The organism is Sorangium sp. So ce726 (assembly GCF_051521405.1).
In the GTDB taxonomy this organism is placed as follows: domain Bacteria; phylum Myxococcota_A; class Polyangia; order Polyangiales; family Polyangiaceae; genus Sorangium.
The window spans coordinates 2,474,799-2,486,619 of record NZ_CP150349.1; the positions used below are offsets into that span (position 1 = coordinate 2,474,799).

Sequence of the window (11,821 nt, forward strand, 5' to 3'; positions counted from 1 at the left end):
AGCGGCGGACTGTCGGGCTGCGCACTTCGCGGCGTGGTCGCAGGTGTGGCGCACCGCGGCGAGCGCTCCGGTGTGTCCGGGCGATTCGTCACACCGGGTGCATCACCGCGATTGCTTGCGCTGCGCTGGCCGCTGGCCAGTGGAGGCTCGGGCAGCGTCGAGCGCCCATCCCGTCCTCCCCCCGCATGGGGAAGAGAGGGCGCGCTGCCCTGGCGAGCGACCCCCGCTACTGAAGAAAGCCGAGGGGAGCCATGTGTGGCAAGCACGTGATCCTGGTTGCGGAGGACGACGTTGACACTGCGACGATGCTGGAAGAGCTCCTGACCCTGGAAGGGTACGAGGTCGAGCTGACCGCGACCGCGCGCGCGGTGCTCGATGCGCTCGCGGAGCGGCGCTTCCACGCGGTCCTCCTCGATCTGACGATGCCGGGCATGACGACGGACCGGTTCGTCTCCGAGATCGAGGGGCTCGGCACGCCCTCGCCCCTCATGATCTTCTCCGCCCGCCTCCCCCACGAGATGCAGGCGATCGCCGAGCGGCTGCATGCGGCCGCGCTCATCCCGAAGCCTGTGGACATCGACGTCCTGCTGGGCACCCTCTCGAAGGTGGTGCTCGGCTCGCTCGGCTCGCCCGGCTCAACAGATATCGACCGTTGATGCTGCCCGTTCGGACCACGCCGTGAGCGCCTCGGGCCATCGTTCCGGCGGACGCCGGGCTGCTGCGCCCCCCGGCGCCGGTGGTAGGATCGCAGCTCATGACGTGGTGGATGGCGAAGAAGCCGCGCTGCGCTCACCCTGGCTGGCCGCAGATCGGGTACAGAGCGGCTTCGCCGGAGCGCCACCGTGCTGTAACATCGGGCTCGACCGCCGACGATCGATCCCCGTAATGCGTACGCCCGAACCCGCCTGCCAGAGCTGCCCGGCTCAACCGACGTCGACCCCGCGCGGCTGCATGGCCGCACGGGCGACGCGGGAGCGGGCTCCGCTCCAAGGCGCCTTTGCGGCGCTGATTGCCGGAGAGAGACGTAGAGAGACCTTCATGAGCCCCCTTCCTCGCAGAAAGAGTAGAAAGAGCCTCATCAAGCGGAACCCGAGCAGGGATTCAGGGCTTTCCCTGTTTCGCCGTGACGTCAGGCTTTCGCATAGTGGTTGATGCACCGTGCCTGCCACTCCCTTGAAGAGGATCCTCGTTGTCGATGACGATCCGGATATTCGAGAGACCCTCGCCGAGCTCCTGCAGGAGGAGGGGTACGCCGTCGCATCGGCGGCGCACGGCGGCGAGGCGCTCAGCGCGCTGAGAACGGATCCGAGACCCGGGCTCATCCTGCTCGATCTCATGATGCCGATCATGGATGGCTGGCAGTTCAGGGCGGAGCAGAAGAAGGATCCGGAGCTCGCCGCGATCCCGGTGGTGATCATCTCGGCGACGGGCCGCGACGAGTTCGTGTCCTCGCTCGGCGCAGCGCAGTTCCTCAAGAAGCCGATCAACCTCGAGCAGCTGCTCGCCGCGGTCGAACAGCACTGCCGGTGACGGCGCGCCTGTTCGTTTACGGCACGCTGATGCACGGCGAGCGCGCGCACGCGCTGCTCGGGCGCGCGCGGTGCCTCGGGCCCGCCCGCACCGCCCCGTCGTTCGAGCTCGCCGATCTCGGCGCCTACCCGGCGCTCGTGCGCGGGGGCTCGGTCGCGGTCCTCGGGGAGCTGTACGAGCCGGACCCGGAGACGCTGCCCTCGCTCGACCTCTACGAGGACTGCCCCGATCTCTTCAGGCGTGAGCCGATCGAGCTCCAGGAGGGCGCGCTCTGCGAGGCCTACCTGATGCCCGCAGAGCAGGCGCTGGGGTGGCCTCGGATCGCCTCGGGGGACTGGCGGACACGGCGGCGATGAGCGCTTCAGCCGGGGCCGGCGCGGCGCGCTGGCCGCAGCCCGGGTGGACCGGCCGGGTCGATCTCGGACGCCGTCCTGTCCTCGACGACGAGCAGCAGGGCCGGGAGCTCGCCCTCGTCGGCCTGGAGCCGGAAGGCTGAGAACGAGAGCGTCCTGCGGCCGGCGCGTGCGAGCACGGCCTCGAGGCGGAAGTCGACGAGCGCGGCGCGGCGGTGGAGCACGTCCCGGAGCTGCTGCTCCAGCTGCGGGGTGTTCCATCCGGCATCGATGGCCGAGAGCGATCGCCCCTCGATGTCGCCGAGCGGGACCATGAACTGCTCGCAGTAGCGCCGGGTGACCGCCCGGATCCGGAGCTCCCCGTCGAGCAGGAGGAACGGATGGCGCAGCACCTCGAAGACGGCGGAGAGGCCGTCGCGCGCGCCCGCGAGCTCGCGCGCGGCGCGCCTCGGCGCCTCGCTCTCCAGCCAGCAGATCACCGCGCCGTCGACCTCGTCGTCGGTGGTCCGGGAAGGGCGTGCCCGCATGAGATAGAAGCGCCCGTCGCGGTCCTCGACGTGCCGTTCGACGGTGCTCATCGTGCCGAGCACCTCGGCGACGACCGGCGCGATGTCGGCCACGCTCCTCGACTTCACCTCGAGGATGGACCTGCCCACGTCGCTCGCGGCGAGGCCGAGCAGCTTGTCGGCGGCGCCGGCGACGCGGCGGATCCGCAGGTCCGCGTCGACCATCAGCATCGGGATGTTCATGCCGCCGAAAAGCTTGCGCAGCTCGTCGTTGGCCAGGCCGAGCGCGACGTTGCTGCTGCGGAGCTCCTCGTTGATGGTCGTCAGCTCCTGGTTCGCCGACTGGAGCTCGTCGTGGGCGCCCTCGAGCGCGTCGTGCACCCTGTGCAGCTCGTCGTTGCCCGCGAGGAGCTCGTCGTTCGTGCACAGGAGCTCTTCGTTCGTCGCCTCGAGCTCATCGATGAGCGACTGGAGGTACTCCCTCGTGGTCACGAGCTCCCTGCGGAGCTGGACGATCTCCAGATCCTTCTGGGCGTCGCTGGGGGCCGGGTCGCTGCCCGGCCGGTCCAGCCGCGCGGCGCCCGACTCGGAGAAGGTGACGAGGAAGCAGCGCCCTTGCGGGAGCCGCATCTTGAGCGGCCAGACCTCGACGTCAACGTACCGGATCTTCTCGTCCTGCCTGACCTTGATCTGCTCCTTGCGGGCCATCGTCCCCGAGTTCATCGACGCATCGATGGCGGCCCGGATGCCGAGGACGAGCCCCTCTCGGGCCATCTTGAAGAGGTGGAGGCTAGCGTCGCCCGGTGACGGCTCGAGGTAGGGCCCCGTCTTGCCCCGGAACTGGACGATCTGCATCGCCTCGTCCACGACCACGCCGGCGGGGGCATAGCGCGCCATGACGATAGCGTCGGCCTCCCTGCGCACCGCATCCATGCCGAGCCCCTCGGGCTCCCGCGGCCTCTCCGTCGTCAGCGCGACCACCGGCGCGCCGGGCAGAGCGGGCGCGGCGAGGGCGAGCGAGTGCGCCGCCTCCGACGCGGCGCGCTTGCAGAAGATCCTGTGGGTCCTGTCCACGACCCCGAACAGATCGGGCGTCGTGGTGAGGCTCTCGGACGAGCCGAGGAGCAGGAAGCCCGTGGGCTTGAGGGCCTGGTGGAACGTCTGCAGCAGCCGGCGCTGCAGGCTCGGCTCCAGGTAGATCATCAGGTTGCGGCAGCTGGTGAGATCGAGCTTCAACAGGGGCGGGTCGGCCGCGGCGTTGTGGCGCGAGAAGATGCACAGATCGCGGACCGACTTGTTGACCTGAAAGCCGCCTTGTACCCTGACGAAGAAGCGGCGCAGCCGGCTGGGAGAGACGTCCATCGAGATGCTCTCGATGTAGATCCCGGACCGCGCCTGCTGGATGGCGGCCTCGCTCAGGTCGGTGCCGAAGATCTGGATGGCATGATCGGTCGCGTCGGCTTCGAGGAATTCGAGCAACGAGATCGCGAGAGAGTAGACCTCTTCGCCCGTCGAGCAGCCCGGTACCCAGATGCGAACAGGGGAGTCCTGCGGCCTGCTGTGCATGAGCACCGGGAACACGTGGGTCTTCAGCGCGGCGAAGGCGCCCGGATCGCGGAAGAACGTGGTGACCTTGATGAGGAGGTCTTGGTAGAGATCCTCGATCTCGCCGGGGTGCGCTTTCAAATGAGCCAGGTATTCCTGGAGGGTGGCGAGCCGATGGAGCGTCATTCGCCGCTGGATGCGCCGCCTCAGCGTGCTCTTCTTGTACTGGCTGAAGTCGACGCCCACCGCGGCGTGAAGCAGCCGAAGGAGCTTGCTGAGATCGGCGTCCATCCCGAGGGGCGTACCCTGCCTGAGCCATGGAGCGAGCACGTGCCCGGGGCGACCCATCCGCACGAGCTCCGCCGCGATCTCCTCGACGCTGAGGACGAAGTCGACGCCTCCGGCCGCGATGGCGCTCCGCGGGAGCGCTGGCCGCTCGGCGCCGCGCGGGTTCTCCGCGAAGGTGACCCCGCCCTCGGCCTTCACGTCCTTCAGCCCCAGGGCGCCGTCGCTCCCGGCGCCGGACAGCACGACGGCCACCGCGCCCGACCCCAGCTCGCCCGCGAGCGAGCGCAGGAAGAGATCGCCAGGGCCCGGGCCGCCCTCGCCCCGCGGCGCGAGCTCGACGCGGAGCCCCGCCAGCGTCGCCTGCGCCTCCGGGGGCAGGACCTGGACGCGACCAGGCGCGAGCTTCATCCCCGATCGGAGCTCGGCCACAGGGAGAGGGCTGCTCTGCGCCACGAGCTCGAGGAGGGGGAGCTCTCCTGGATCTGCGCTGTAAATCAGGACGAGAGAGAGGCTGGTATCTCTGCTGGGCAACCGCCGGAGGAGCTCCGCGATCGCGCCGCGTCCGCCGGCCGAAGCGACGACACAGACCACGGGAAAGCGCAGCTCGCCCTCGGGGCGCGGCTCGCCCGCCGCGGCGCTCTCGCCGGCGTCCTGGAGCGGGACTGGCGCGCGCCCCGGCACGGATGCCCTGCCGGCCTGGGGCGCGGCGTCGCTCGGGCCCGGTGCCCCGAGTTGCGTCCGGCGTGACTTCTTCTGTTCGGGCATTGTTGGCTTGAACGGTTGGGCGCTCTCTCGCGCGTCTCGCGACGGCGAGAGCCTGACAGGGACTAAGCCAGGGTTCCGGTGAGCGGTCGGTCAACGATGGCTGTCGTCGTCCATGTCGCGCATGGGACACGGCACCTCACGGTCATCTCACCATATCAGCGCGCGCCTTCCAGGCGCTTCAGGAGTTGCTCGAGCCGCTCGATGATGTGTGCGGATCGGTCGGATACCATTCGGGCAGAATCGTTGAGCCTCATCAGTGTCATCTCATCCATCTTCCCGCCGGGCTGGAGCCTGGTCAGGGCCTCCAGCGCGGCGTCGTGGCGCGCTCGGGCGACCTGGGCTGCCGCCATCGCGCGGCGGAGGCGTGCGCGCGGCGGCTCCGGGTCCTCGACCCCGGCCCACCTCCTCTCCGGTGAGACGTGCCGCGCCTCGCCCTCGGCTCGCGCCAGGTGATCGGCGGGCGCCGCGAGCGGCGCCGCAAGCGCCTCGGGCGCCGCGAGCAGCGCGGGAGCCTGCGCCCCCCGCAGCAATCGAGCCGCCTCGTTCCCCGCGTCGTGCGGGCGCTCCGTGCGCTTGTCATCGGTCGGAAGGCCGATGCTGACGCTGATCTGCTGATCCTCCCCGGACGCTCCGGCGTCCTCCCACCCCCGTTCGTCGACGATCTGCCTCGTCGCGTCGTTGACGAGGAAGACCTGATCGGCGTCGTGGAACCGCTCTGCCCGCAAGGCCCGCAGCGAAGACCGCGCCGTCTCGAGCGAGCGGATGTGCTTCGTGAGCGCGAGCCGCCTGCCCCGGAAGCGAACGTAAATGCTGTAGCTGGTCTGGGGCGCCATCTCTATCGCCTCGTGGGCCCGGTCGCGTCATACGGTGTCTGCGCTCTTCTTGATCGCGGCCTCCAGGGTGCAGCTCGCCAGGGCGCCGGGCCGATCGGGCGAGCCCCTCGCTCCATGAGATTCTCACGGATCTCTCGCCGTGAGCCCAGGGCGCGAGTTCTCGGCGCGCGTCCTGCTTGCGGTCTCACGCCCCCGGTACCGCCGTCAGGAGCACCAGCCTCCCGGCGGTCTGCTCGGCTGTTCTGCAGGCGGTGCGCACGAGCTGCCACTCTGCCTTCACGAGCTCCGCCATGAGCGACCTGTCCTGACACAGGGCTTTGCTCAGCGACTCCTCGGCGTCGTCGCCGAAGGAGAGCACGCGTATCGCGATGGCGAGCGCAAAGTCCTTGGTCAGCTGGACGCGCAGGTCGACGTCCGGCGTGGAGACGTGGAGCGCGTGCTCGGCGAGGGCGACCTCGATCCTGTCCGCAATCGACCTTGCGGTGTCCGCACGCCACTGGATCGATCGGCAGGTCTGCCGGAGCAGCTCCTGGATTAACCGTCTATCACGACCCGCCTGGTTGCCCATTCCGCCCCCTCTCGACAGTTCCGTTGTCCTGCGGAGAGCCGTCCAGAGAGTGCCCGCGACCGGCCAGAGCGCGCGACGGTCAGCCTGGCGCGATTGAACGAGCAGGACCGCTCCCCAAGGCTGCGCTCCTCCCGAGTTGCCCGAGCGGTTCCCCCTCCGGCTCCCCGACCCACCCCCTCACTGTCCCGCCGAAAATCCCGTTGACTGCTAGCTGTAGCTCAGCTGCTGCCCGACCGACCGCTAGGGCGATATGGAATCGCTCGTCAGGGAATCCCTGTAAGGTGTCCTGGGACCGCCGAGCCTCCGGCCGTTTCATTCAGGCAAGGCCCTACATCTGGCAGCGGCTGGCTCTCGGTTTCCAAGTTCCAAGTTCCAAGTTCCAAGTTCCAAGTTCCAAGTTCCAAGACCCCCGGCGTTACCGACGGTTTCGACCGTTCCTACGATTCCGGCGGTTCCGACGTTTCCGATGGGGGAAGTGTGCGCCGACGGCCGTGGGCGGTTGGTGCGCCCTCTTCACGACGTAGGTACCTAGGTCGTCTTGGCCTTGGAGCGCCGGCGCTCGCTGCTCGACGCTGAGGCAGGCGCCGGGTCGGCGGTCTGCCGCGCGCTGCGCGGGGGTGCTTCCATGACCGACAGGTCAGCGACGGCGCGCACCTCCGGGGCGAGCAGGCCGTGCGTGAAGAGCTGGAGCACCTGCGCAGCCCAGGTGGCGATGTCTGGCCTGGACGGCGCGTCGATGAGCTTGCGCACCAGGCGATCGAAGGCGCCGGAGATGAGCGCGGCGATGACGCTGGGCTCCAGATCGCGCCGGTAGAGGCCGATGTCGATCGCGTACCGGACGCGGCCCTCCACCTGCCGCGCGACGCGCTGGGCGAACTCGTCGATCAGGTAGGCGTACGGGGTCCCACCGCCGCCCGCCAGCATCATCCTGAGGAGCGCCCGGTTCTGCCAGCAGAACTCGAGCACCTCGAGGTCGTGGGCGAGGAGCCGCTTGAAGTACTCGTTCACCGACGCTCGCTCGGCCTCGAAGACGATGGGCGGCGGCTCCACGCAGTCGGCGAGGCGCGCGATGAAGGTCTCGACGATCTGCTTGAAGCAGTCGTCCTTGCTCTGGAAGTGCAGGTAGAACGCGCCCTTCGAGACGCCTGCGCGCTCGGTGATGTCCTCGACCCTCGCGGCGGCCAGGCCGCGCTCGGTGAAGGCAGCCTCGGCGGCGCGGAGTAGCTCGATCCTGGCGCGGCGATCGGCGAGGCGGGGCATTCTGACTGGTCGGTCAACGTCGGAGGACCGTGGCACTATGGGAAGGCTGCCGGAAGCCGTCAAGACGCTCGTCGGCCGCGCTCCTCGCGACGCGGCGCGTTCGACCGCGCCGCGTCGCCCATGGCACGCGCGATGCTGCGGAGGCGGTCATGGCGACCGTGGCGAGACGAAATGCAGCAGGGCGCGGCGTCGGCGAGGCGACGGCGGCGGCTCTCGTCCCCAGCCCTCCGTCGTTGCCGAGCCTGCGGGAGGCCGCCGCGCGGTGCCGGGCGTGTCCGCTCTGGGAGCGGGGGACGCAGACGGTGTTCGGCGAGGGCGCGGCGCGATCGGACGTGCTCCTCGTCGGCGAACAGCCGGGCGACAAGGAGGATCTGGCCGGCAAGCCGTTCGTGGGGCCAGCGGGGCAGCTGCTCGATCGCGCGCTCGAGGCGGCGGGGATCGAGCGGCGCCGGGCGTACGTGACCAACGTGGTGAAGCACTTCAAGTGGGAGCCGCGCGGCAAGCGCCGCATCCACATGAAGCCGGACGCGCGCGAGATCCGCGCGTGCCTGCCGTGGCTCGCCGCGGAGATCGCGGCGGTGCAGCCGGCGATCGTGGTATGTCTCGGCGCGACGGCGGCGCAGGCGCTGCTCGGCGGCTCGTTTCGGGTCACGCGCGAGCGCGGCAGGATCGTCGCCTCGCCGCTCGCGCCGCGCGTGCTGGCGACCGTGCATCCCGCGTCGATCCTCCGCATGCCGGACGAAGCGACGAGGCGAGCCGAGCTCTCCCGCTTCATCGAGGATCTCACCGTGGCGGCGCGCGCGCTCGGCTGAGCCGGCGCGCGCCGCCTCCTCGCGAGGCGCGCTCTCGATGGAGTAGGATTCGCCCCCGATGACGATGAGCCCACGACCGGTCCCTGCCGCAGAGCGCCCCACGCCGTCTCCGATGGCCGAGCGCGCCCACCTGGGGAGCTCGAAGAAGATGTGGCCGCTGATGCTGGCGGCGCTCGGGGTCGTCTACGGCGACATCGGGACGAGCCCGCTCTACGCGATGAAGGAGTGCTTCAGCCGCAGCAGCCCGCATCACGTCGCTCCGACGCCCGAGAACGTGCTCGGGGTGCTCTCGCTGATGTTCTGGTCGTTGATGATGGTGGTGACCGTCAAGTACGTGACGTTCATCACGCGGGCCGACAACGAGGGCGCGGGCGGCATCCTCGCGCTGCTCGCGCTCGTCCCGAGCGGCGATCGCAAGGGCGATAGCCGCGGCCTCCTCGTGCTCCTCGTCCTCTTCGGCGCAGCGCTCCTTTATGGCGACGGCGTGATCACGCCTGCGATCTCGGTACTCTCGGCCGTGGAGGGCCTCGAGGTCGCGATCCCGAAGCTGGACCCTGCCGTCGTCCCGATCATCACCTGCGGCGTGCTGCTCGCCGTGTTCCTCGTGCAGAAGCGCGGCACGGCCGGGGTCGGGTCGATCTTCGGGCCGGTGACGCTCGTGTGGTTTGTCACGCTCGTGCTGCTCGGGGCCAAGGAGATCATCAGCAGCCCCGGAGTGCTCCGGGCCGTCTCACCGACCTACGCGGTGAGCTTCTTTGTCGAGAACCAACTGCATGGCTTCCTGATCCTCGGCGCGGTCGTCCTCTGCATCACGGGCGGCGAGGCGCTGTACGCCGACATGGGGCATTTCGGCCGCGTGCCGATCAAGTACACCTGGTACACGATCGTCTGGCCCGGGCTGCTCATCAATTATTTCGGCCAGGGCGCCAAGCTCCTCGCGGACCCCACCGCGGCGGCGAACCCGTTCTACGCGCTCGTCCCGTCGTGGGCGCTCTACCCCACGGTGGCGATCGCCACCGCGGCGACGGTCGTCGCGTCCCAGGCGCTCATCTCCGGGGCCTTCTCGCTGACCCAGCAGGCGGTGCAGCTCGGGTATTTCCCGCGTGTCACGGTGGTCCACACGTCCAAGGACGAGGCGGGGCAGATCTACGTCCCCGAGGTGAACAGCGGGCTCCTGATCTCGTGCATCGTGCTGGTCCTCACCTTCAAGAACTCGAGCGCGCTCGCGGCTGCCTACGGCATCGCGGTCACGGGGACGATGGGGATCACCACGGTGGTCTATTACGTGGTCACCCGGAAGACGTGGGGTTGGCCGGTCTGGAAGTCGCTCCCGCTGGCCGGGCTCTTCCTGGTGATCGATCTCGCGTTCTTCGCGGCGAACAGCGCCAAGTTCTTCCACGGGGGCTGGGTGCCCATCGTGATGGGCGCGGCGATCTTCACGGTGATGACGACCTGGAAGACAGGGCGCAAGCACCTGGCCGCGGCGATCAAGTCGGCGATCTTGCCGCTCGACATGTTCCTCGAGGACGTGAAGCGCGTGAAGCCGCACCGGGTGCGCGGGACGGCGGTCTTCATGGCGTCGAGCCCGGAGGGCACGCCGCCGATCCTGCTGCACCACGTGAAGCACAACCAGGTGCTGCACGAGCAGGTGGTGCTCCTCTCGATCCAGGTGACGAACGTGCCCGAGGTGCCGGCGGAGCGGCGCACGACGGTGATCCCGCGGGGCGAGGGGATCTTTCAGGTCACGGCGTGTTACGGCTTCATGCAGACGCCGAACGCGCCCTCGGTGCTCGAGGGGTGCAAGCGGCACGGGCTCGACATCGATCTCGGGAGGACGAGCTACTACCTCGGCAGGGAGACGCTGCTGACGACCGGGCGCTCGAAGATGTCCCGGTGGCGCAAGGGGCTGTTCGCCTTCATCTCGCGGAACGCGCGGCCGGCGACGGCGTACTTCGGTCTGCCGCCGAACCGCGTGGTCGAGCTCGGAATGCAGGTCGATTTTTAGGGGTGAGCGCGGGGCTCAAGGCCCCGTGTACCGGGCGCGCGGCCTTAGCATGTACCCCGCTTCCCGCTGCTCGAACGCGTGGGCGATCCACCCGGCGGCGCGCCCCACCGCGAAGAGGGCCGCCGCCGTGCCGGCCGGCAGGCCGAGCGCGGCCGCGATCGCGACGAGGCCCAGGTCGAGCGACGGCGGATCGAGGCCGGCGTCGCGCAGCGCGTCGACGAGCGCGAGCACCGTGCGCAAGGCTGTGCTCTGCGGGGCGAGCGCGCGGGCCGTGTCGAGCAGCAGCTGGGCGCGGGGGTCGCCCTCGGGGTAGAGCCTGTGCCCGACGCCGGCGATGGGCTCGCCGCGGCGCAGCCGCTCGTGGACCGCGGCGGCGGCGCGCTCGGGCCGGCCTGCCTCGGCGACCAGGGCCTCCACCCGGTCGGTCATGCCGCCGTGCCTCGGGCCGGAGAGCGCGGCGAGCCCCGCGCTGACGCAGGCGTAGAGGTCAGCGCCGGTGGAGGCGGCCACCCGGACCGCGAACGTCGAGGCGTTCAGCTCGTGATCGGCCGAGACCAGGAGCGCCCGGTTCACGGCGCGCTCGGCCTTCTTCGAGGGGTTCGCGCCGAGGGCGAGGAGCAGCCGCCGCGCAGCCCCGTCGGCCTCGAGTGCGTCGGTCGCCCTGCGCGCGTCCCGCCCGAGGCCCACGAGCGCCGCGAGCGATCGCACGAGGGCCCGCGCCCGCGCGCGCTCCGCGTCGCCCGTGGGGATGCGCCCGTCGCCCGAGGGCGCGCCCACGTGGCGGGTCGCGTCGTGCGCGCCGAGCGCGGGCACCACGAGCGCGAGCGCGACGAATGGCGGCGCGCCTTCCGGCAAGAGCGCCGCGAGCTTGGCCGGGCGGACGCTCAGCCGGCCTGGCCGCGCCGTCGGCGCGCCTTCCGCCGGCAGCTCGCCGGTCCAGAGCAGCTCGGCGACCGCCTCGAAGGGCACGTCGTCGAGCGCCAGCGCGACCGCCTCCTTGCCCCGGTAGACGGGCCCGCGCGGGCCGATCGCGGTGAGCGCCGACTCGAGCACCGGCTCGCCCCACCGGAGCGCCTCGGCGGCGACCGGGCCGTGGCCCGCGCGCGCGTCGTGCCGCGCCTTGAGCCGCTCGATGTCCGCACGGAGGTAGAGCCGCGCGCGCCCTCGCCCGCCGGGCACCCCCCGGAGCACGCCCCGGCTCGCGTACGCATAGAGCGTCTCCCGCTTCACGCCGAGCAGCTCCGCCGCCTCGGCGCCGGTCACGTACGCCGAGGGCCGCAGACCCGAGTCAGGTAGATCCACCATGAGCGCCCATCAACGTTGCATCCATCCTGTCTTCCGATGCACGAGACGCCA

At 70.5% G+C, this 11,821-nt stretch carries 10 protein-coding genes; 5 read left to right on the top strand and 5 right to left on the bottom strand.

All coding sequences use genetic code 11. From position 1 onward, the window contains the following. Positions 1 to 251 precede the first annotated feature (251 nt). From WME79_RS09420 to WME79_RS09430, 3 genes are all read left to right on the top strand, one after another. Complete coding sequence (locus WME79_RS09420) at positions 252 to 656, top strand: response regulator (protein ID WP_437534359.1); 405 nt, start codon at positions 252 to 254, stop codon at positions 654 to 656. Positions 657 to 1,158: 502 nt separating this feature from the next. Then, positions 1,159 to 1,530 (top strand): response regulator, encoded by a 372-nt coding sequence (locus WME79_RS09425; RefSeq protein WP_012234363.1) that lies wholly within the window; start codon positions 1,159 to 1,161, stop codon positions 1,528 to 1,530. After that, positions 1,527 to 1,886, top strand: coding sequence for a gamma-glutamylcyclotransferase family protein (locus tag WME79_RS09430; RefSeq protein ID WP_437534361.1), 360 nt, complete (start codon positions 1,527 to 1,529; stop codon positions 1,884 to 1,886). Before WME79_RS09425 ends, WME79_RS09430 begins: the two co-directional genes overlap by 4 nt. 5 nt (positions 1,887 to 1,891) lie before the next feature. Here the strand turns inward: WME79_RS09430 and WME79_RS09435 are convergent, their stop codons facing one another. The 4 genes from WME79_RS09435 to WME79_RS09450 form a co-directional block, all read right to left on the bottom strand. Beyond that, complete coding sequence (locus WME79_RS09435; RefSeq protein WP_437534363.1) at positions 1,892 to 4,987, bottom strand: CheR family methyltransferase; 3,096 nt, start codon at positions 4,985 to 4,987, stop codon at positions 1,892 to 1,894. Between the two features lie 155 nt (positions 4,988 to 5,142). Further along, positions 5,143 to 5,820 (bottom strand): hypothetical protein, encoded by a 678-nt coding sequence (locus WME79_RS09440; RefSeq protein WP_437534365.1) that lies wholly within the window; start codon positions 5,818 to 5,820, stop codon positions 5,143 to 5,145. A gap of 184 nt (positions 5,821 to 6,004) precedes the next feature. Beyond that, positions 6,005 to 6,388 (bottom strand): hypothetical protein, encoded by a 384-nt coding sequence (locus WME79_RS09445; protein ID WP_437534367.1) that lies wholly within the window; start codon positions 6,386 to 6,388, stop codon positions 6,005 to 6,007. 528 nt (positions 6,389 to 6,916) lie between these two features. Further along, a complete protein-coding gene (locus tag WME79_RS09450; RefSeq protein ID WP_437534369.1) occupies positions 6,917 to 7,648 on the bottom strand; it encodes a TetR/AcrR family transcriptional regulator in 732 nt (243 codons plus the stop codon). A 149-nt stretch (positions 7,649 to 7,797) separates the two neighbouring features. Between WME79_RS09450 and WME79_RS09455 the strand changes: the two genes are divergently transcribed. Together WME79_RS09455 and WME79_RS09460 are read left to right on the top strand one after the other, a co-directional pair. Beyond that, positions 7,798 to 8,460 carry a UdgX family uracil-DNA binding protein gene (locus WME79_RS09455; RefSeq protein ID WP_437534371.1) on the top strand — a complete coding sequence of 221 codons (663 nt, stop codon included), beginning with the start codon at positions 7,798 to 7,800 and terminating at the stop codon, positions 8,458 to 8,460. A 58-nt stretch (positions 8,461 to 8,518) separates the two neighbouring features. Next, the gene (locus tag WME79_RS09460) at positions 8,519 to 10,465 is read left to right on the top strand and encodes a potassium transporter Kup (RefSeq protein WP_437534373.1); all 1,947 of its coding nucleotides are present in this window, start codon (positions 8,519 to 8,521) and stop codon (positions 10,463 to 10,465) included. Between the two features lie 15 nt (positions 10,466 to 10,480). On the opposite strand, the gene WME79_RS09465 is transcribed toward WME79_RS09460, so the two are convergent. Next, positions 10,481 to 11,770, bottom strand: coding sequence for a citrate synthase family protein (locus WME79_RS09465; RefSeq protein WP_437534375.1), 1,290 nt, complete (start codon positions 11,768 to 11,770; stop codon positions 10,481 to 10,483). Positions 11,771 to 11,821 lie beyond the last annotated feature (51 nt).